The organism is Streptomyces sp. TRM68367 (assembly GCF_014495685.1).
In the GTDB taxonomy this organism is placed as follows: domain Bacteria; phylum Actinomycetota; class Actinomycetes; order Streptomycetales; family Streptomycetaceae; genus Streptomyces.
In genome coordinates this window covers 100,295-120,716 of the sequence record NZ_JACTVI010000001.1, presented here as the reverse complement: position 1 = coordinate 120,716, position 20,422 = coordinate 100,295, and the positions used below count along the sequence as shown (strand labels likewise).

Sequence of the window (20,422 nt, the reverse complement as noted above, 5' to 3'; positions counted from 1 at the left end):
ACACCTTCCTCTAGGGACCTGGAACGGGAGGCCAGGGGCCGCACAAGTGTCGCCCCGGGCCACCGGTCTGTCGAGAACACCGTACGCCCCGACGCACAACCGCCCAGAGGCTCCGGGTGACAATGACCGCGACAAGAGAGGGACGGTACGCCGGTGCAGTGGACCTTGGTCATACCCCTGAAGCCCTTGGCGCGGGCCAAGAGCAGGCTCGCGGACACGGCGGACGACGGGCTGCGGCCGGGCCTCGCCCTCGCCTTCGCCCAGGACACGGTGGCGGCGGCGCGCGCCTGCGCGGTGGTGAAGGATGTGGCGGTAGTCACGAACGACACGCTGGCCGGACGGGAACTCGCGGCACTCGGCGCCGGCATCGTCACCGACGAACCGGGGGGCGGCCTGAACGCCGCACTGGCGCACGCGGCGGCGGTCGTACGGTCGTCGCGTCCCGAAATGCCCGTGGCGGCCCTGAACGCCGATCTTCCCGCGCTGCGGCCGCTGGAATTGACCCGGGTCCTGGATGCGGCGGCACAATTCCCGCGGGCTTTTCTCCCCGATGCCGCGGCAATCGGCACGACACTGCTGGCCGCCGGTCCGGGCCAGGAATTGCGGCCGGCTTTCGGCACCGATTCCCGCGCCCGCCACCGCACCTCGGGTGCGGCGGAACTGCGCCTGGACGCCGTGGACTCGGTGCGTCAGGACGTGGACACCGGCGATGACCTGCGCGCCGCGCTGGCCCTGGGCGTGGGCCCCCATACGGCCGCGGCGGCGGCGCGGCTGCTGATCCCAGAGCAGTAGGCTGCGGTCATGCAGGCGACCGCGTACACGTACGACCCCGACATCCGCAGCGGGCAGGTGCTGCTCGACGACGGCACTCCAGTGCCCTTCGATGCGGCGGCCTTCGACGCGGGGGGCCTGAGGCTGCTGCGGCCGGGGCAGCGGGTGCGCATCGAGACGGAGGGCGAGGGCGAGGCCCTCAGGATCACGCTGGTGACACTCCAGACCCTCTAGTCACATCCCGGAACACGCCGCGGGCCGGACTCCGTGCGGAGTCCGGCCCGGCGCGTGAGTACCCCGTTGTGTTTACCTCTTGCGCGCTGTGGTCTTCTTGGCGGTGGTCTTGCGGGCCGTCGACTTCTTGGCGGGCGCCTTCTTGGCCGTCGCCTTCTTCGCCGGGGCCTTCTTGGCCGTCGCCTTCTTGGCCGTGGTCTTGGCCGGAGCGGCCTTCTTGCCGGCCGCCGTGGTCTTCTTGGCGGGCGCCTTCTTGGCCGGGGCCTTCTTGGCCGCCGCCTTCTTGGCCGGTGCCGCCTTCTTCGCCGGGGCCTTCTTGGCCGCCGCCTTCTTGGTGGCGGCCTTCTTCGCGGCGGCCTTCTTGACCGTCGGGGCGGCAGCGCCGGTCAGGCTGCCCTTGGGGGCCTTCTTGACCGCGATGTCGCCCTTCGGGAGCTTCTTCGAGCCGCTCACCAGGTCCTTGAAGCCCTGGCCCGCACGGAAACGCGGAACGGAGGTCTTCTTGACCCGAACCCGCTCGCCCGTCTGGGGGTTGCGGGCGTACCGGGCCGGACGGTCGACCTTCTCGAAGGAACCGAAGCCGGTGACCGAGACCCGGTCACCCGCGACCACCGCGCGGACGATGGCGTCCAGTACGGCGTCGACAGCATCGGCGGCCTGCTGACGGCCGCCCATCTTGTCGGCAATCGCTTCTACGAGCTGCGCCTTGTTCACGTCTTCCCCTTCGGAGACATCGCCAGAACGAAAGTGTTCAAGCTTTTTCGCACGTTAGGCAGATATATACCGCAAATCAAACACGAAACGGGCTTATCACCCGTGCGCCGCAACAGACTCGGCTGCCTCGTGCTGTTCAGCGTTCCTCGTCGGGGATTCGCCCCTCGTCGAGGTCCGCCATGAACCGCTCCAGACGCCTTGCCGCGTCGACGAGATCGTGCTTGGCCGCGGCCGTAATGACCAGCAGCTTCCGGGTCAGCGCCATCCGTACGCCCTCCGGGACTTGCAGTGCGCGCACCCTTGCGTGCGCTTCCTTGAGTTGGACCGCGACCGCCGCATAGAGCTGGAGTTGGCCGTCTCGTTCCATGCACAGATTGTGCCATCTGGGGCGAGTTGTCGCCTGCTCAGGGTGCAACTGCCGCCTCAGACAGCCTCCCGGGCGCCTGCGGAAGCCACGGCTACAAGACTCGCGTACCCCACCAACAACCGCCATAACGTGGGAAGTTGCATTCGCATGTGAGGCCAGGTGGGGCCGTTCGGGTGCAGACATGGCTGTACCCCCGATCGGGCTGATCGGGGGTACGGCGGGGGTGTTGCGGTGGCCGAAAGTCGCCCTGCTCGCGGGCGCTGGATCAGACTTTCAGCGTCTGCGGCTTGAACGACGGGCGCTTCGCCTCGTACGCGGCGATGTCGGCCTCGTTCCGCAGGGTGATGGAGATGTCGTCGAGGCCGTTCAGCAGCCGCCAGCGGGAGTTCTCGTCCAGCTCGAAGGAGGCGGTGATCCCCTCGGCGCGCACCTCGCGCTCGACCAGGTCGACGGTGATCTCGGCCTGCGGGTCCTTCTCCGTGAGCTCCCACAGCGCGTCCACGATCTTCTGCTCCAGAACCACCGTGAGCAGGCCGTTCTTGAGCGAGTTGCCGCGGAAGATGTCGGCGAAGCGGGAGGAGATGACCGTCTTGAAGCCGTAGTTCTGCAGCGCCCAGACGGCGTGCTCACGGGAGGAGCCGGTGCCGAAGTCGGGGCCGGCGACCAGAACCGTGGCGCCCTTGCGCTCGGGCTGGTTGAGGATGAAGGTCTCGTCCTTGCGCCAGGCCTCGAACAGCCCGTCCTCGAACCCGTCGCGCGTGACCTTCTTGAGCCAGTGAGCGGGGATGATCTGGTCGGTGTCGACGTTGCTGCGGCGCAGCGGGACGGCCCGGCCGGTGTGCGTGGTGAATGCTTCCATGACTGATCAGACTCCAGCGGGCGTACGGGTCTCGGCGTCGGACAGGTCTGCCGGGGAGGCCAGGTGGCCCAGCACCGCGGTCGCGGCCGCGACCTGCGGCGACACCAGGTGCGTACGGCCGCCCTTGCCCTGCCGGCCCTCGAAGTTGCGGTTGGAGGTGGACGCGGAACGCTCACCCGGGGCCAGCTGGTCCGGGTTCATGCCCAGACACATCGAGCAGCCCGCGTGCCGCCACTCGGCGCCGGCCTCCTTGAAGACCAGGTCCAGGCCCTCGTCGACGGCCTGCAGACCCACCCGCGCGGAGCCGGGGACGACCAGCATCCGTACGCCGTCGGCGACTTTGCGGTCCTTCATGATCTCCGCGGCGGCGCGCAGGTCCTCGATGCGGCCGTTGGTGCAGGAGCCTACGAAGACGGTGTCGACCTTGATGGAGCGCAGCGGCTGCCCTGCCTCCAACCCCATGTACTCCAGGGCCTTTTCGGCGGCGAGGCGCTCCGAAGCGTCTTCGTACGAAGCCGGGTCGGGGACGGACGCCGAAAGCGGCAGACCCTGGCCGGGGTTGGTGCCCCAGGTGACGAACGGCGACAGTTCGGCGGCGTCGATGACGACCTCGGCGTCGAACTCGGCGTCGTCGTCGGTCCTGAGCGTCTTCCAGTACTCGACCGCGGCGTCCCAGTCGGCGCCCTCGGGGGCGTGCGGGCGGCCCTTGAGGTAGGCGAAGGTGGTCTCGTCGGGGGCGATCATGCCCGCGCGGGCTCCGGCCTCGATCGACATGTTGCAGATGGTCATCCGGGCCTCCATCGAGAGCTTCTCGATGGCCGAGCCGCGGTACTCCAGGATGTAGCCCTGGCCGCCGCCCGTACCGATCCTGGCGATGATCGCCAGGATGAGGTCCTTGGCCGTGACGCCCTCGGGCAGTTCGCCGTCGACCGTGATCGCCATGGTCTTCGGACGGGTCATCGGCAGCGTCTGGGTGGCCAGCACGTGCTCGACCTGGGAGGTGCCGATGCCGAACGCCAGCGCGCCGAAGGCGCCGTGCGTGGAGGTGTGCGAGTCGCCGCAGACGACGGTGGTGCCCGGCTGGGTCAGGCCCAGCTGCGGGCCGACGACGTGGACGACGCCCTGCTCGACGTCGCCCAGCGGGTGCAGCCGGACCCCGAACTCTGCGGCATTCTTGCGCAGCGTCTCCAGCTGGACCCGGGAGACCGGGTCGGCGATGGGCTTGTCGATGTCGAGGGTGGGGGTGTTGTGGTCCTCGGTGGCGATGGTGAGGTCGAGGCGGCGCACCTTCCGGCCGCTCTTGCGGAGGCCGTCGAAGGCCTGCGGGCTGGTCACCTCGTGCAGCAGGTGCAGATCGATGAAGAGGAGGTCGGGCTCGCCCTCGGCGCGCCGGACGACATGGTCGTCCCAGACCTTCTCCGCGAGTGTCCTACCCATCGCTTTCCCTCCGGCCGGCGAAGACGTACGCCGGCCCAACTAGAGATCTTTGAGGAGACGGGCGCCCGCGCCCCTGATTCCGGGCATCCGCCGCCAAGGCCCACACGTCACGGGCCGATGTGACTTGGTGCCTTCCAGGGTGGCGTGTTCCACGGAAAATTGAACTTGCGTTTCACAGAGTGAGACGCAAGTATCGTTGCATGGACAACAGTAGCGGCGTCGGCGTTCTGGACAAGGCGGCCCTCGTCCTGAGCGCTCTGGAGTCCGGTCCGGCCACCCTCGCGGGTCTGGTCGGCGCGACCGGACTGGCACGACCCACGGCCCACCGCCTGGCCGTGGCCCTGGAACACCACCGCATGGTGGCGCGCGACATGCAGGGCCGGTTCATTCTCGGCCCCCGCCTGGCAGAACTGGCCGCGGCCGCCGGCGAGGACCGGCTCCTCGCCACAGCAGGCCCGGTCCTCACCCACCTCCGGGACGTCACGGGCGAGAGCGCGCAGCTCTACCGCCGCCAGGGCGACATGCGCATCTGCGTCGCCGCGGCCGAGCGCCTGTCGGGCCTCAGGGACACGGTCCCGGTCGGCTCGACGCTGACGATGAAGGCCGGTTCCTCGGCGCAGATCCTGATGGCCTGGGAGGAGCCCGAGCGGCTGCACCGCGGCCTGCAGGGCGCCCGCTTCACGGCGACGGCCCTGTCGGGCGTACGGCGCCGCGGCTGGGCCCAGTCCATCGGCGAGCGGGAGCCGGGCGTCGCGTCCGTCTCCGCGCCCGTACGCGGACCCTCCAACCGCGTCGTGGCCGCCGTCTCCGTCTCCGGCCCCATCGAGCGCCTCACCCGCCACCCTGGCCGCATGCACGCCCAGGCGGTCATCGACGCCGCGGCCCGCCTCTCCGAGGCCCTGCGCCGCACGGGCTGACCTCACGCCGTACGCCGAGAAGGGCGGCCTCAACGCCGCGGCAGCCCTGTCCCGACGGGCGTCCAGACGCTCCCGGACATGCCGAAGGCCCCCCGCCGAAGCGGAGGGCCTTCACCGTGCGTACCCCCGACCGGATTCGAACCGGCGCTACCGCCTTGAGAGGGCGGCGTGCTAGGCCGCTACACAACGGGGGCGTAGATCCTGCGTTGCCGCAGATCCGAGCTGGTCTACCTGGACTCGAACCAAGACTAACTGAACCAGAATCAGTCGTGCTGCCAATTACACCATAGACCAAAGGTGGTTTAGACCTCTGAGTACCCCCGACCGGATTCGAACCGGCGCTACCGCCTTGAGAGGGCGGCGTGCTAGGCCGCTACACAACGGGGGCCCTAGCAGTCCCGAGATGATCGTCGATCTGCCGTCGATCTTCGGAACCAGTACCCCCGACCGGATTCGAACCGGCGCTACTGCCTTGAGAGGGCAGCGTGCTAGGCCGCTACACAACGGGGGCTTGCGGATGAGATCCACAGGTTGCAGATGAGCTCTGCGAGCTGGCCTACCTGGACTCGAACCAAGACTAACTGAACCAGAATCAGTCGTGCTGCCAATTACACCATAGGCCACTGGAACGCAAGCCCCGGAGGGGATCTTGTTCTAGTTCTACGCTGGGAGGGCTCCGGCCTTGCGGCCCGCTCCCCGCGGCGCAGGAAGAACATTACCCGAAGGTGGACGGGGCTCCAAAACGAGTATCCGCGCCGAGCAGCGAGGGCAGTTCGGCGAGGGAGACGATGCGGTGCGGCCCGGGCGCCTCGCCGTCGGCGTACGCGTCGGCCCGGTCGATCACCACTGACAGCAGCCCGGCGTCGGCGGCGCCACGGCCGTCGATCTCCGGGTGGTCGCCGACGTACGCGACCTCGTGCGGCGGGAGTTCCAGCGCCGCGCAGGCCGCGAGGAAGGCCCCGGCCTCGGGCTTGGAGACGCCGAGTTCCGCGGCGCACAGGATGGTCTCGAAGCGGTCGTGGACGTCGAGGACGCGCAGCTTGCGGTCCTGGACGCGGAGGCTGGAGTTGGACAGCACCGCGTGCCGGTGGCTGGCGGCGAGGGCGTCCAGGGCGGGCAGGACGTCCGGGAAGAGGGCCCAGACGGCCTCGTAGTGCGCGATGTACCGCTGGAACCACGCGTCGGCCTCGGCGTCGCCGAGCCGCTCGCCCAGGAACACCCGTACCCGGTCACGCCGCTGGTCGTCGAAGGAGACCTCCCCGGCCGCGAACCGGGCCCACTGCCGGTCGGTGATCGCCCGCCAGTGCGCGATGGCCTGCTCGACGCTGTCGTACCCGTCGAGCAGGCCCTCGGCCGCCAGGTGGGCTCGCATGCCGAGGCGGTCCGCGGTGCTGTAATCGAAGAGGGTGTCGTCGACGTCCCAGACCACCGCGCGAATGCTCATGATCCGAAGGTAACCCGCGGACCCGGGCCGCGTCCCGGCAACGGCGAAGGGGCGCCGCCCGGAGGCCGGGCGGCGCCCCTCACGCGCGTGTGGGTCACGCCGACAGCTTCGCCAGCGCCGCGTCGATGCGGGCCAGGGTCTTCTCCTTGCCCAGGACCTCCAGGGACTCGAAGAGTGGCAGGCCGACCGTGCGGCCGGTGACGGCGACGCGGACGGGGGCCTGGGCCTTGCCGAGCTTGAGGCCGTGGGCCTCGCCGGCCTCCAGGACCGCGGCCTTCAACGACTCCTGAGAGGTCCAGTCCGCCGCCTCCAGCTTCTCCCGCGCCGTGCGCAGCAGGGCGTCCGAGCCCTCCTTCATCGCCTTGTTCCAGGACGGCTCGTCGAAGACCGGCTCCGGCAGGAACAGGAAGTCGACGTTGTCGGTGATCTCCGAGAGCACCTTCAGGCGGGTCTGCGCGTGCGGGGCGATGGCCTGCCACCTGGTCTCGTCGAAGGCCTCCGGGGCCCAGGGGGCGAACGGGGCCTGCAGCCACGGGCGGCAGCGCTCGGTGAAGTCCTTCACATCGAGCAGGCGGATGTGGTCGCCGTTGATCGCCTCGCACTTCTTCAGGTCGAAGCGGGCCGGGTTGGGGTTCACGTCCGCGATGTCGAAGGCCGCGACCAGCTCGTCCGTCGTGAAGATGTCCTGGTCGGCGGAGAGCGACCAGCCGAGCAGGGACAGGTAGTTGAGCAGCCCTTCCGGCAGGAAGCCGCGCTCCCGGTAGAGGTTGAGCGAGGACTGCGGGTCGCGCTTGGAGAGCTTCTTGTTGCCCTCGCCCATCACGTACGGCAAGTGTCCGAACTCGGGGATCCGCTTGGCGATGCCCAGTTCGGTCAGCGCCTTGTACAGGGCGATCTGGCGCGGCGTCGAGGAGAGCAGGTCCTCGCCGCGCAGGACGTGGGTGATCTCCATCAGGGCGTCGTCGACCGGGTTCACGAGCGTGTACAGGGGCGCGCCGTTCGCCCGTACGATCCCGTAGTCCGGGACGTTCTCGGGCGTGAAGGTCAGCTCGCCGCGGACCAGGTCGGTGAAGGTGATCGTCTCGTCCGGCATGCGGAAGCGGACGATGGGCGTACGGCCCTGCGCCTTGTACGTCTCCACCTGCTCGCCGGTCAGCTCCCGGCAGTGGCCGTCGTAGCCGGAGGGCCGGCCGGCGGCGCGGGCGGCCTCGCGGCGGGTGTCCAGCTCCTCCTGGGAGCAGTAGCAGTGGTAGGCGTGGCCGCCGTCCAGGAGTCTGGCCGCGACGTCCTGGTAGAGGTCCATGCGCTGCGACTGCCGGTACGGCGCGTGCGGGCCGCCGATCTCGGGGCCCTCGTCCCAGTCGAAGCCCAGCCAGCGCATCGAGTCGAGCAGCTGGTCGTACGACTCCTCGGAGTCGCGGGCCGCGTCGGTGTCCTCGATGCGGAAGACCAGGGTGCCGCCGTGGTGCCGGGCGAACGCCCAGTTGAACAGGGCGGTGCGGACCAGGCCCACATGGGGGTTACCGGTGGGCGAGGGGCAGAAACGGACGCGTACTGGGGAGCCGGGTGCGCTAGCCACGCTTGACAACCTTGTTGGTGAGAGTGCCGATGCCTTGGATGCTGACGGAGACCTCGTCGCCGACAGCGAGGGGGCCGACCCCTGCCGGGGTGCCCGTGAGGATCACGTCGCCGGGGAGCAGCGTCATGGCCTCGGAGATGTTGACGATCAGGTCCTCGATGGGGTGGATCATCTCGCTCGTGCGTCCCAGCTGGCGCTGCTGGCCGTTGACCGTGAGCTGGATGGCCAGGTCCGAGGCGGTCGCGAGGTCGAGGTCCGTCTCCACCCAGGGGCCCAGCGGGCAGGACGTGTCGAAGCCCTTGGCCCGCGCCCACTGCTTCTCGCGCCTCTGCACGTCCCGGGCGGTGAGGTCGTTGGCACAGGTGTAACCGAAGATCACGTCCTGGACACGCTGGCGCGGGACCTCGCGGCACATGCGGCCGATCACGACCGCCAGCTCGGCCTCGTGGTGCAGTTCCTCGGAGAAGGAGGGGTACTGGATCTCGTCGCCGGGGCCGATCACCGAGGTGGACGGCTTGAAGAAGGCGAAGGGGGCGTCGGGCACCTCGTTGCCCAGCTCCCTCGCGTGCTCGGCGTAGTTGCGGCCGAAGGCCACGACCTTGTTGGGGAGCACCGGCGGCAGCACCCGTACGTTGCTCACCGGGACCTTCGTGCCCGAGAGCTCGAAGTCCGCGAACGGGATGCCCTTGATGATGTCGAGGACGAGTTCGTCCGGCGTGTCACCCTCGACCGCGCCGAAGGCGACGTTCCCGTCGATGGAGAACCTGGCGATGCGCACGGGATGCTTTGCCCCTTGACTGAGCTGGCTGGAGTCTGACGCTCCAGGCTAACGCGGCAGGCCGTCCGCGCCTCGCGCATTACGTAGGGCGCCCGTTGTCCGCAGGCCCCGCACGACGAGGGGCGCCTCCCGTGTTCGGGGGCGCCCCCAAAAATCCGTACACGGCCGATTGAGTATTCAACGGCCGATGTCTCGTACTACCCGGTGTCACTCCGCGGCGGCGGCCGCGACGGGGACCTCCTGGAGGACGGTGCGCTTGGGGTTGGCAGTCTGTGCGGGGAGCTCGACGGGGTGCTCCGGCTGCTCCGGCGTCTGCATGTCGTCGGCGTCGTCCAGGTGCGCCAGCGTCGTGCGCCGCGGGTTGGCGATCGGGCGGAACATCATCGTCGTCTTCACTGTTTACTTGATCCTGTCCTGTTACGGGCGCCGGGCGGGGTCAACGGGCTCCACACCGGCGCGGGTTGACGGAAGCATCCCTTTTGTAAAGCGTCAGGCTAAACATGCAATTCCCCGGTGACGGGCCGGGGAGGGCATGATCCGCATGTGAGTTTCCTCACGACTCCACGGGCAAACCGGTCATTTCAGACCCTCGCCCCAGCATCCCGAAACGGACATTGGCTCACTGAAGCCATCATTCCGCCCCCGATCATGGCGACTGGGACACCTCGCACACCCCACCGACTCGCGGGCATACGCCCGATATGGGCGAGATCATTTTCCACGTCCAGTAACGCGCCGCTCACAAGGCGTCACCGAAATCGCGGCATACCTTGCGGGCCTTGTTGGAGATCCGGCACTGTGCTGGAATTCCACGGACCGCCGCAGGATCGAGCCGGCGCACAGGGGGCGCACAGACGCGCCGAGTGGCGGCGAGAAGGGGGAGCCAGCGCCGGTCACTCACGACCACAACGGGGGCGCATTCAGGGCGCTCCCAGAACGCCGACACCGTGCCCCGCCGTTCACGCGGAGGGGCGCCTGGTCCAGAGGTTGCGACGCTAGTGCAGGGACGTTTCAAGAGGGATGGCAGCGCTTCGGCGGAGCCGGAGCCGCACGGCGGGACTGGCCCCATGGCCGGCAGCTCCTCGCCCCAGCACGCCCAGAACCCGGGCCCGGCCGCGTCCGGAGACGGCGAGCAGCCCGGGCGCCCCGGCACGGGTGCGCCGACGGGGCCCGCGGCGAGCCCGGTGCCGCCCATCAAGCCTGCGAAGGGCCCCGGGCCCGGCTCACGAATAGCCCTGCGCAACTGGCGCATCTCCACCCGCCTGGTGTCGCTCCTCGCGCTCCCGGTGGTCGCGGCCACCTCGCTGGGCGCACTGCGCATCAACCAGTCCATGGCAGACATCCAGCAGCTCGACAACACGAAGCTGCTGACGGACATGACCAAGCAGGCCACCGCGCTGGCCACCGCGCTCCAGGAGGAGCGCGACATGTCCGCGGGCCCGCTGGCGCACAACTCGAAGGCCAGCAACACCTCCGTCAAGGGCTACCGGGAGCGGACCGACCGGGCCCTGGACAACTTCCTCGACCATTCCGAGGAGATCGACACCGCCAGCAAGGACGGCAACCTCCTCGGCGTCCGCGACAGCCTGGTCGGCCTCGCGAGCAACCTCAACGACCTGAACAAGATCCGCAGCACCGCCTATAAGGCGAAGGAGAACTCGACGCAGACCGTCGAGGCCTACCACCGCCTGATCACCGGCCTGCTCGACCTCTCGCAGGACATGGCGGAGGCGACCAGCAACCCGGACATGATCCAGCGCACGCGCGCCCTGGCCGCCTTCTCCTCAGCCAAGGAGTACGCCTCGATCCAGCGCGCGGTCATCGCGGCGGCACTGCCCACCAGCAACACCAGCACCGGCCGGATCTCCGAGAACGACCGGCTCTACGCCGAGTCCGCGCTGCAGAGCCAGACCTCCGACCTGCGCACCTTCAGCAGCATCTACGGCAACGGCGCCGAGGAGCTGTTGCGGCCCATCGACCAGGGCAACCCGACCATCGAGGCGACCGACACCTACGCCAGCCGCGCGCTGGGCCGCACGGATGGTCTGCAGTCGGTCGAGCGGCGGTCCTACCAGGACTGGGTGGACGACAGCTCCACCAAGATCGACCAGATGAACAAGATCGAGCACCAGCTGCTCGACCAGATGGAACAGAAGGCCCGCGAGCTGCGCAGCGCCACCGAGCGCGACGCGATCATCGCCGGTGCGCTGATCCTGCTGGTGCTCGGTGTGTCCCTGGTCGGCGCCTTCGTCGTGGCCCGGTCCATGATCCGCTCGCTGCGCCGCCTGGAGGAGACCGCGACCAAGGTCGCCGCCGACCGGCTGCCCGAGCTGGTCAAGCAGCTGTCCGAGTCCGACCCGCAGGACGTCGACACCTCCGTCGAGTCGGTCGGTGTGCACTCCCGGGACGAGATCGGCCGGGTGGCCGCGGCCTTCGACGACGTGCACCGCGAGGCGGTCCGCCTGGCCGCCGAGCAGGCCCTGCTGCGGGGCAACGTCAACGCGATGTTCACCAACCTCTCGCGCCGCTCCCAGGGCCTCATCCAGCGTCAGCTGTCGCTGATCTCCGAACTGGAGTCCCGCGAGGCCGACCCGGACCAGCTGTCCTCGCTGTTCAAGCTGGACCACCTCGCGACGCGTATGCGCCGTAACGGTGAGAACCTCCTCGTCCTCGCCGGCGAGGAGCCCGGCCGCCGGTGGACCCGCCCGGTCCCGCTGGTCGACGTGCTCCGCGCCGCCGCGTCCGAGGTGGAGCAGTACGAGCGCATCGAGCTGGCCGCCGTACCGACCACCGAAGTGGCCGGCCGGGTGGTCAACGACCTCGTGCACCTGCTCGCCGAGCTGCTGGAGAACGCGACCTCGTTCTCCTCGCCGCAGACCAAGGTCAAGGTCACCGGTCACGCGCTGCCCGACGGCCGCGTGCTGATCGAGATCCACGACACCGGTATCGGCCTGTCGCCGGAGGACCTGGCCGCGATCAACGAGCGGCTCGCCTCTCCCCCGACGGTGGACGTCTCCGTCTCCCGCCGCATGGGTCTGTTCGTGGTCGGCCGGCTGTCGCAGCGGCACGGCATCCGCATCCAGCTGCGCCCGTCCGACTCCGGTGGTACGACCGCGCTGGTCATGCTGCCCGTCGATGTCGCCCAGGGCGGCAAGAAGCCCCAGCCGAAGCAGGGTCAGGGGACGGGCGGTGCCGGTGGTCCGGCCGCCGCGCAGGCCGCCGCGGGCGTGGCTGCGGCCCGGCGTCAGGCCGCCGCTGGCCAGGGCGACGGTGCCCTCGGTGCCGGCCCCGGTGGCGGTGCGCCCGGCGCCGGTGGGTCCGTCGGCGGTGGCCAGCTCGGTGCCGGTCAGGGTCCGCGGGCCGCGCTGCCCGGGCGGGACGCGGGCGGTCGCCCGGGGGCGCCGGGCGGTGCACGTGGGCCGCAGGGTCCGGGAGCGTCCCAGCAGGGCGGCATGTCGGCTCCGGCCGGTGCCGGGTTCGGCAGTCAGGCGCCCAGTGCCCCGCAGGGTCTGCAGGCCGCGGGCATGAACGGGCCGCAGGGCGCCTTCGGCGGCGGCCGTGGCCCCGTACCCCCCGTGCCCCCGCAGCGCTCGGGCGACGACAGCGAGCAGGGCCGCCGGCCGCAGCTGCCGCCGCGCGGCGGTCCGCGGGCCGAGCTGCCGGGCGGCAACCCGCAGCCCCGCGTGCCCAGCTGGGGCGACGAGAACGCGCAGCCGCCGGTCCCGCGCGACGCGCTGGACGCCCCGCGCGGCCACGAGGAGACGGACGTCGACAGCACGGCCGCCATGCCGCGCATCGACGACCGGCAGGGTCCCGGCTCCACGGCCGAGATCCCGCGGATCGACGACCGCCACGAGTTCCCTCGCCCCGCCTTCGACTTCGACGGCCCGCACGCGAACGGCTCGCAGGACTCCCGCGAGTTCCCCCGGCCCGGCGTCAACGGCTCCGAGACGTCCGGTCAGTTCGCGCGCCCGCAGGCCTACGACAACGGCTCCGCAACGTCCGGCCAGTTCGCCCGCCCGGACACGAACAGCTCCGAGACGTCCGGCCAGTTCGCCCCGCCCGGCATGAACGGACCGCAGAACACGGGGCAGTTCGTCCGCTCCGACGTGTTCGGCGCGCCCACCGGGCGGCGCGGCAGGCAGGGCGGTGCTCCGGACAACCGGCCGGACGGCCCGGCCGAGCAGGACCGGTTCGCCCGCCCGCAGGCCTACGACAACGGCTCCACGGGCCAGTTCCCGGCCCCGTCGTACGACGACAACGGCTCCACCACCGGCCGACCGGCGCTGCCGGACCGTCAGAGTCCTTCGGACACCGGGCAGTTCGAGCGGCCGCAGCTGGGGGGTGACGCCGACTTCGGCGCCCCGCGTCCGTCGGCTCCGCAGGCCCGGCCCGCCCGTCAGGAGCCAGCCAACAGGGGCGCCGCGCAGCGGCCCGATGAGGGGCGGCGGCCGGGCGACGGGTGGGACCTGCCGCCCGCGGCCAGTCCCGGTGACGGCCGTACACCGCTGTACGACACGCTGGAGACCAACTGGTTCCACGGCGCCGGCCGTGAGGAGCAGCAGGACCCGCCGCAGCGCAACGGCACGGCCTCGCGGTCCGCACCGGCGGACTCCCCGGCACCCCCCGGTCCCCAGCGGTCCGAGTCCGTCGCCAACGGCTGGCGCAGCTCGCCGAACGACGAGCTCGTCCGGCAGGCCGAGCGCGTCCGGCAGCCGGCTGCGGGCGGCGTCACCACCTCCGGTCTGCCTCGCCGCGTGCCCCGGGCGAACCTCGTTCCGGGTACCGCGCAGCAGCAGCCGCACCCGAGCGGTCCGCAGGTCTCGCGCACGCCCGACGACGTGCGCGGCCGGCTGACCAATCTCCGTCGGGGTATCGCACAGGGTCGTCAGGCCGGTACCACCCAGACCGGCAGCCACCCACGGCCCACTCACCAGCAGGAGCGTTAGTTGAGCCCGATGAGCCAGGCGGCACAGAACCTGAACTGGTTGATCACGAATTTCGTGGACAACACACCGGGGGTGTCCCACACCGTCGTCGTGTCCGCCGACGGTCTGCTTCTGGCACTGTCCGAGGGCTTCCCGCGCGACCGCGCCGACCAGCTCGCGGCCGTCGCCTCGGGGCTGACCTCGCTGACCGCCGGGGCCTCCCGGATCTTCGAGGGCGGCACCGTGGCCCAGACGGTGGTCGAGATGGAGCGAGGTTTCCTCTTCCTGATGTCCATCTCGGACGGCTCGTCCCTGGCCGTGCTCGCCCACCCCGACTGCGACATCGGCCTGGTCGGCTACGAGATGGCGCTGCTGGTCGACCGCGCCGGCGCGGTCCTCACCCCGGACCTGCGCGCCGAACTGCAGGGCAGTCTGCTGCACTGATCCGCCCGAGCACCACCCCGTCCCACCACAGCCTCACCGCATCACCGTCCGGCCGCCGCAATCCCCCCATCGGCCCCATCGACGGCGTGACTGACCGACTTGCTGTCCCCGCCCGGAGGATTCATGACCCCGCCCACCGCCTCTCATGATCCGTACGCGGAGCCGTACGAGGACGAGGGCGACCAGCCGCTGGTCCGGCCGTACGCCATGACGGGCGGCCGGACGAGGCCGCGCTATCAGCTCGCCATCGAGGCACTGATCAGTACGACGGCCGACCCGGCAGCGCTCATGGGACTGCTCCCGGAGCACCAGCGCATCTGCCACCTGTGCCGCGAGGTGAAGTCTGTCGCGGAGGTGTCGGCGCTGCTGGCGATGCCGCTGGGCGTGGCCCGGATCCTGGTCGCGGACCTCGCCGAGGCCGGGCTCGTCGCCATTCACCAGCCGGGCGGCGACGAGAACGCCGGCGGCGCTCCGGACGTGACACTGCTCGAAAGGGTGCTCAGTGGACTACGCAAGCTCTGACGCTTCCCGCGCGACCACCTCGGCGAAGATCGTGGTGGCGGGCGGCTTCGGTGTGGGCAAGACCACGTTCGTCGGCGCCGTTTCGGAGATCAACCCGCTGCGCACAGAGGCCGTCATGACGTCCGCTTCGGCGGGCATCGACGACCTCACCCACACCGGGGACAAGACCACCACCACCGTGGCCATGGACTTCGGCCGCATCACACTCGACCAGGACCTGATCCTGTACCTGTTCGGCACCCCCGGTCAGGACCGGTTCTGGTTCATGTGGGACGACCTGGTACGCGGCGCCATCGGCGCGGTGGTCCTGGTGGACACCCGGCGCCTGGCCGACTGCTTCCCGGCCGTGGACTACTTCGAGAACAGCGGCCTGCCCTTCGTCATCGCCCTGAACGGCTTCGACGGCCACCAGCCGTACAACCCCGACGAGGTCCGCGAAGCCCTCCAGATCGGCCCGGACACCCCGATCATCACCACCGACGCCCGCCACCGCGCGGACGCCAAGAGCGCGCTGATCACGCTGGTCGAGCACGCGCTCATGGCCCGACTGCGTTAGGGGCCGCGCACGTCACGTGCCTGTATCGCACCTCAAGTAGGCAGCGCCATACGGCAGTTGTCGTAGATGCACCGGAGTCGGCTGTGTCGTTTGACACGGTCGGCCAGGGTGTTCATAACGTTTCGGCAGAGGAATCAGGTGGTATGGCCACGCGTCGCGCTCATCCGGTGTCGCTGCGCGCACGATCGCCCCGCCTTTTGGCGGGGCTCGCTCTTTATGACCGTTTTATCTGGGGCTTACACAGGCGGGCTCTGCCCGCTCCTGCTGTTTGGAAGACCGCAGGCCGACGTGCTGGAATGCCTGAACTGCCCAATAGTCAAAGACGTACTCAGCAGTCGGTGGCGCATCGGGCTCTGAGACACTGCGGCACAGTGAAGGTGCCGACCGCCGAGAGGTTGTTGGTCGAGTGAGGCGAAGCAAGAACAGTCCCGAGCCGTCGGCCCGGGGCAACTTCACCCCGCCGCCGCGCGCAGCGGCGCCCGCCCCCGTGTCCGGTCCGGAGCCGACCGCCGCGGCCGCCCCCAGCGGCGGCAGACTCTCCCCGCGCAACTGGCGGGTGGCGACCCGGCTCAACGCGATCCTGCTCATACCCGTGGCGGTCGGCCTCGTCATGGGCGGCTTCCAGGTGAAGAGCTCGATCGACACCTGGCAGGAGGCGGCGGACGCCGAGAACACCGCGCGCGTGGTGGCCGCCGCCCTGACGTACGGCGACGCCCTGCTCATCGAGCGCGACACCAGCGCCGCCCCGCTCCTGCAGGGCAAGGGCCAGCAGGACAAGACGGTCGTCGAGGTCCGCCGGGCCACCGACCGGGCCGCCGACGCCTTCGACAAGGCCGTCGAGAGCATGCCGGACCGGCCCAACCTCAAGCGCCGCCTGGAACTCGTCCGCAAGGCCGAGCCGAAGCTGCAGCAGCTGCGCGCGGCCGCCTTCACCAACCAGCTCACCGGCGTGCAGACCGAAGAGGGCTACGTCCAGATCGAGCACCCGCTGCTGGAGTTCACCAACGAGCTCGGCCTGGGCACCAGCAACATCACCAGCTACGGCCGTACTGTCTACGCCATCTCGCTCGCCAAGGGCGCGCTCTCCCTGGAGCGGTCCATCGGCATGCACCTGCTGATCAAGCCGGGCCCTGGCGAGGGCAGCTTCGCCACCCAGCGCACCGCTCTGTCCTCGTACGCCTACCTGGAGGGCATCGCCGTCCAGGAGTTCCGCAGCGGCGGCACCGAAGAGGACGTCGCGCGGCTGGACGAGGCGCGGAAGCAGATCACGGCCGAGGGCGCGAAGATGGCGCGGGAGGCCAAGGCGAAGGACCCGGAGTACGTTCCGCCGCCGTCCAACCCGACCACCATGGTCTCGGAGATCTCCCAGCTGGGCTCCACGGACACCAGTGAGCGCGCCGCGCTGGCGGAGAAGGGCATCACCGCGCAGAACTGGTGGGCGGTCAACACCCTCAAGTACAACGCCTACCGCCAGATCGAGAAGGACATGGCGGACTCGGCGGTGAACGAAGCCTCCGACATCGCCAACAGCGCCCAGCGCGACGCCTACATCACCGGTGCCGCCGTCGTGGTCGCCCTGCTGCTCGCGTTCATCCTGGCCGGTGCCGTGGCCCGCCAGATGAGCCGCTCGATGCGGCAGCTGCGCAACGCCGCCTTCGGCATCGCCGAGCAGCGCCTGCCGATGCTGGTCGACCAGCTCTCCCGCACCGACCCCGGCCGCGTCGACACCCGCGTCGCCCCGATCCCGATCACCACCACCGACGAGATCGGCGAGGTCGCCCGCGCCTTCGACCAGGTCCACCGCGAGGCGGTACGGCTCGCCGCCGAGCAGGCCCTGCTGCGGGGCAACATCAACGCGATCTTCACAAACCTCTCGCGCCGCAACCAGTCGCTGATCGAGGGCCAGCTGACCCTGATCACCGAACTGGAGAACAACGAGGCCGACCCGGACCAGCTGGAGAACCTCTTCAAGCTGGACCACATCGCGACCCGTATGCGCCGCAACGGCGAGAACCTCCTCGTCCTCGCCGGCGAGGAGCCCGGCCGCCGCTGGGACCAGCCGGTGCCGCTGGTCGACGTGCTGCGCGCCGCAACCTCCGAGGTGGAGCAGTACGAGCGCATCGAGCTGCAGGGCGTCCCCGAGGCCGAGATCCACGGCCGTGCCGTGACCGACCTCGTGCACCTGCTGGCCGAGCTGCTGGAGAACGCGACGACCTTCTCGTCGCCGCAGACCAAGGTCCGTGTCACCGCGACGCGTCTCCCGGACGGCCGCGTGATGATCGAGATCCACGACAAGGGCATCGGCCTGACCGCCGAGGACTTCGCGGACATCAACCACAAGCTGGCCAACCCGCCCACCGTGGACGCCGCGATCTCGCAGCGCATGGGCCTGTTCGTGGTCGGCCGGCTGTCCGACCGGCACGGCATCCGGGTCCAGCTGCGCCCCTCCGGCGAGCAGGCCGGCACCACCTCGCTGGTCATGCTCCCCGAGGCCATCACGCACGGCGGTGGCGGCGAGCAGCAGATGAGCGGCGACGAGTTCACCGTCTCGCAGACCATCCCGGAGCAGAACTTCCAGGGCGAGGACTTCAACCGCCAGCCGATGCGCACGGCCGCGGAGCTCGGCTTCGACGACAGCCGCTACGCCGACGTGCCCGACGACATACGGGAGCTGGACCCGGTCGGCCGCTCCCTGATGCGTGAGGAGCGCCGCGCGGCCCTGGAGTCCCAGAACCAGGACCAGCCCGGACTGATCGGCCGGGACGGCGCCGGGATATCCGGCTACCCGGACGAGTTCGGCGGGCCGCAGCAGAGCTACGACAACGCCCCGCACGGCTTCCAGGAGCAGCCCGGCGGCTACGACGGCCGGCAGGACGGCTACGTCGAGCAGCGCCGCCCGGCGTACGAGGAGCCGCAGCAGACGCCGTACGAGGAGCAGCAGCGCTCGTCGTACGACGAGGGGTACGACGAGGGCTACTACGCGCCGAACGGCGGTCTGCCGCAGAACGACACCTTCTCGTCCGGCGCCCCGGCGGGCTTCTCGCCGAACGGCGGCTACCCGGAGCCCTCCTATGCGGAGCCGGCCCAGGACGACCGCACGGGCGCGGGCCAGTCCGTCCCGGACACCTTCCCGGCCTTTCAGGAGCGCCGCCAGCAGGATGACTGGCCGCAGCAGGACGGCTACCAGAACGGCTACCCGAACCAGTACCCTGCGGATGCCCCCGAAGCGGAATCTGCGCAGGCCGCTGACGCAAGTGAGCAGGACCGCGTAGGCTTCGATCCTCCGGGACCGGCCCCCTCCGCCGCCCACGACATGACCGACGCCGGGCTTCCGCGCCGCGGATCCACCGCGAGCGGCAACGGCGCGCGGCCCGTGAGCCAGGAGCCGTCGGCCCCCGCGGAGAGCAACGGCGACAGCAGCTGGCGTTCGGCGAACGACGACCGCTGGCAGCAGGCCGCGCAGCTCCGGAAGCCCAAGGCGGGCGGGGTCACCGCCTCCGGCCTGCCGCGGCGGGTGCCCCGGGCCAACCTGGTCGAGGGCTCCGCCGAGACCACCCCCCAGGGAGGCCCACAGGTCTCCCGCGCTCCGGAGGACGTCCGGGGCAGGCTGAGCAACCTGCGCCGCGGCGTCCAGCGGGGCCGCAACGCGGGCAGTGAAACGAACGGCCAGGGCTTCGGTCCTGACAGCACCTACAACCAGGAGCGTTAGTGTGAGCCCGATGAGCCAGGCGGCACAGAACCTGAACTGGTTGATCACCAACTTCGTGGACAACACCCCGGGGGTGTCCCACACGGTGGTGGTCTCCGCCGACGGACTCCTTCTGGCGATGTCCGAAGGCTTTCCCCGCGACCGCGCCGACCAGCTCGCGGCCGTCGCCTCCGGTCTGACGTCTCTGACGGCAGGCGCCTCCCGGATCTTCGAGGGCGGGAGCGTCAATCAGACGGTTGTGGAGATGGAGCGGGGATTCCTCTTCATCATGTCCATCTCCGACGGCTCGTCCCTCGCGGTTCTCGCACATCCGGAGGCGGACATCGGTCTCATCGGGTACGAGATGGCCCTTCTGGTGGACCGAGCCGGTACGGTCCTGACGCCGGACCTTCGTGCGGAGCTCCAAGGGAGCCTGCTCAACTGATATACGGACGGTGCGGTTTGGCGTCCCGTGGCCGTAAGGTTTCGAGAGCGGCTCCACAGCGATGGGTGCCCGGCACAGTCGGAGGAGGAGAAAGTGGCAACACCCCCAGGCGGTTCGCCCTCGGGCAACTGGTCGTACGGCCCTGCCCAGGGCCAGAACGACGGTGCGCAGAACCCGAACCGTTACAACTTCCCCTCCGCGCCGAGCCACCGGCAGCCGTACGCTCCGCAGGGCCCCGGCCCTTCGCCGTACGACCAGCCGCCGGCCCCGCGCATCCAGCCCGTGCAGCCGCAGCGCCGCACCCCAGAGCCGGCGCCCGCCGGGGCGTCGAACAACCCCCTGGTGCGCCCGTACGCCATGACGGGCGGCCGCACCAGGCCGCGGTACCAGCTCGCCATCGAGGCACTGGTGCACACCACCGCGCAGCCGCACCAGATGCAGGGCCAGCTGCCCGAGCATCAGCGGATCTGCAACCTCTGCCGAGAAATCAAGTCGGTAGCCGAGATCTCGGCCCTCCTGACAATCCCTCTCGGCGTGGCCAGGATCCTCGTCGCCGACTTGGCGGAGGCGGGACTGGTCGCCATCCATCAGCCCGGCGGCGACGAGAACGCCGGCGGCCAGCCAGACGTGACACTGCTCGAAAGGGTGCTCAGTGGACTTCGCAAGCTCTAGCGGAGGGCCGGTTTCTCAGAGTCGCTCCACCACTTCCGCGAAGATTGTGGTGGCGGGCGGCTTCGGC

18 protein-coding genes, 5 tRNA genes and 1 pseudogene are annotated in these 20,422 nt (G+C 70.2%); 11 read left to right on the top strand and 13 right to left on the bottom strand.

Features of this window, described 5'->3' with window-relative positions; translation table 11 throughout:
* Window positions 1–153 precede the first annotated feature (153 nt).
* Together cofC and H8R17_RS00555 are read left to right on the top strand one after the other, a co-directional pair.
* Window positions 154–792, top strand: a complete 639-nt coding sequence (cofC, locus tag H8R17_RS00560) for a 2-phospho-L-lactate guanylyltransferase (protein WP_187821080.1) — start codon at window positions 154–156, stop codon at window positions 790–792.
* 9 nt (window positions 793–801) lie between these two features.
* Window positions 802–1,005, top strand: a complete 204-nt coding sequence (locus H8R17_RS00555; RefSeq protein ID WP_187821079.1) for a hypothetical protein — start codon at window positions 802–804, stop codon at window positions 1,003–1,005.
* Window positions 1,006–1,077: 72 nt separating this feature from the next.
* Here H8R17_RS00555 and H8R17_RS00550 read toward each other — a convergent pair whose 3' ends face one another.
* The 4 genes from H8R17_RS00550 to leuC form a co-directional block, all read right to left on the bottom strand.
* A complete protein-coding gene (locus tag H8R17_RS00550) occupies window positions 1,078–1,719 on the bottom strand; it encodes an HU family DNA-binding protein (RefSeq protein WP_187821078.1) in 642 nt (213 codons plus the stop codon).
* A gap of 136 nt (window positions 1,720–1,855) precedes the next feature.
* Complete coding sequence (locus tag H8R17_RS00545) at window positions 1,856–2,086, bottom strand: hypothetical protein (protein ID WP_187821077.1); 231 nt, start codon at window positions 2,084–2,086, stop codon at window positions 1,856–1,858.
* A gap of 265 nt (window positions 2,087–2,351) precedes the next feature.
* Entirely contained in the window at window positions 2,352–2,945 is a 594-nt protein-coding gene (gene leuD / locus H8R17_RS00540; RefSeq protein ID WP_187821076.1) for a 3-isopropylmalate dehydratase small subunit, read from the bottom strand.
* Window positions 2,946–2,951: 6 nt separating this feature from the next.
* The gene (gene leuC, locus H8R17_RS00535; protein WP_187821075.1) at window positions 2,952–4,382 is read right to left on the bottom strand and encodes a 3-isopropylmalate dehydratase large subunit; all 1,431 of its coding nucleotides are present in this window, start codon (window positions 4,380–4,382) and stop codon (window positions 2,952–2,954) included.
* 200 nt (window positions 4,383–4,582) lie between these two features.
* Between leuC and ndgR the strand changes: the two genes are divergently transcribed.
* Window positions 4,583–5,299: an IclR family transcriptional regulator NdgR gene (gene ndgR / locus H8R17_RS00530; RefSeq protein WP_030577649.1), complete on the top strand. Its 717-nt coding sequence runs from the start codon at window positions 4,583–4,585 to the stop codon at window positions 5,297–5,299.
* Window positions 5,300–5,420: 121 nt separating this feature from the next.
* Here the strand turns inward: ndgR and H8R17_RS00525 are convergent.
* The 9 genes from H8R17_RS00525 to H8R17_RS00485 all read right to left on the bottom strand — a co-directional run bounded on the left by H8R17_RS00525 (window position 5,421) and on the right by H8R17_RS00485 (window position 9,496).
* Window positions 5,421–5,493, bottom strand: a tRNA-Glu gene (locus H8R17_RS00525).
* A 28-nt stretch (window positions 5,494–5,521) separates the two neighbouring features.
* Window positions 5,522–5,593: transfer RNA gene (locus H8R17_RS00520), tRNA-Gln, on the bottom strand.
* A 21-nt stretch (window positions 5,594–5,614) separates the two neighbouring features.
* A tRNA-Glu gene (locus H8R17_RS00515) sits at window positions 5,615–5,687 on the bottom strand.
* A gap of 50 nt (window positions 5,688–5,737) precedes the next feature.
* Window positions 5,738–5,810, bottom strand: a tRNA-Glu gene (locus tag H8R17_RS00510).
* A gap of 40 nt (window positions 5,811–5,850) precedes the next feature.
* A tRNA-Gln gene (locus H8R17_RS00505) sits at window positions 5,851–5,922 on the bottom strand.
* Window positions 5,923–6,014: 92 nt separating this feature from the next.
* On the bottom strand, window positions 6,015–6,743 hold the full coding sequence (locus tag H8R17_RS00500) for an HAD family hydrolase (RefSeq protein ID WP_187821074.1): 729 nt from the start codon (window positions 6,741–6,743) through the stop codon (window positions 6,015–6,017).
* A 94-nt stretch (window positions 6,744–6,837) separates the two neighbouring features.
* The gene (gene gltX / locus H8R17_RS00495; RefSeq protein ID WP_187821073.1) at window positions 6,838–8,322 is read right to left on the bottom strand and encodes a glutamate--tRNA ligase; all 1,485 of its coding nucleotides are present in this window, start codon (window positions 8,320–8,322) and stop codon (window positions 6,838–6,840) included.
* Entirely contained in the window at window positions 8,315–9,100 is a 786-nt protein-coding gene (locus H8R17_RS00490) for a fumarylacetoacetate hydrolase family protein (protein ID WP_187821072.1), read from the bottom strand. Before H8R17_RS00490 ends, gltX begins: the two co-directional genes overlap by 8 nt.
* Window positions 9,101–9,307: 207 nt before the next feature.
* Window positions 9,308–9,496: a hypothetical protein gene (locus tag H8R17_RS00485; RefSeq protein ID WP_187821071.1), complete on the bottom strand. Its 189-nt coding sequence runs from the start codon at window positions 9,494–9,496 to the stop codon at window positions 9,308–9,310.
* Window positions 9,497–10,098: 602 nt separating this feature from the next.
* Between H8R17_RS00485 and H8R17_RS00480 the strand changes: the two genes are divergently transcribed.
* From H8R17_RS00480 to H8R17_RS00445, 8 genes and pseudogenes are all read left to right on the top strand, one after another.
* Window positions 10,099–14,049, top strand: a complete 3,951-nt coding sequence (locus H8R17_RS00480) for a nitrate- and nitrite sensing domain-containing protein (RefSeq protein ID WP_187821070.1) — start codon at window positions 10,099–10,101, stop codon at window positions 14,047–14,049.
* A 9-nt stretch (window positions 14,050–14,058) separates the two neighbouring features.
* Window positions 14,059–14,472, top strand: a complete 414-nt coding sequence (locus H8R17_RS00475) for a roadblock/LC7 domain-containing protein (protein ID WP_095753120.1) — start codon at window positions 14,059–14,061, stop codon at window positions 14,470–14,472.
* A gap of 123 nt (window positions 14,473–14,595) precedes the next feature.
* Window positions 14,596–14,994 carry a DUF742 domain-containing protein gene (locus tag H8R17_RS00470; RefSeq protein WP_187821069.1) on the top strand — a complete coding sequence of 133 codons (399 nt, stop codon included), beginning with the start codon at window positions 14,596–14,598 and terminating at the stop codon, window positions 14,992–14,994.
* Entirely contained in the window at window positions 14,975–15,550 is a 576-nt protein-coding gene (locus tag H8R17_RS00465; protein ID WP_187821068.1) for an ATP/GTP-binding protein, read from the top strand. The genes H8R17_RS00470 and H8R17_RS00465 overlap by 20 nt, the downstream gene beginning before the upstream one ends.
* Before the next feature lie 406 nt (window positions 15,551–15,956).
* Entirely contained in the window at window positions 15,957–19,259 is a 3,303-nt protein-coding gene (locus tag H8R17_RS00460) for a nitrate- and nitrite sensing domain-containing protein (RefSeq protein ID WP_187821067.1), read from the top strand.
* Between the two features lie 10 nt (window positions 19,260–19,269).
* A complete protein-coding gene (locus H8R17_RS00455) occupies window positions 19,270–19,683 on the top strand; it encodes a roadblock/LC7 domain-containing protein (RefSeq protein ID WP_004983065.1) in 414 nt (137 codons plus the stop codon).
* A gap of 93 nt (window positions 19,684–19,776) precedes the next feature.
* Window positions 19,777–20,355 carry a DUF742 domain-containing protein gene (locus H8R17_RS00450; RefSeq protein WP_187821066.1) on the top strand — a complete coding sequence of 193 codons (579 nt, stop codon included), beginning with the start codon at window positions 19,777–19,779 and terminating at the stop codon, window positions 20,353–20,355.
* Window positions 20,336–20,422 (top strand): annotated as a pseudogene (locus tag H8R17_RS00445) (ATP-binding protein); the annotation flags it as partial. The gene H8R17_RS00450 and the pseudogene H8R17_RS00445, both read left to right, overlap by 20 nt.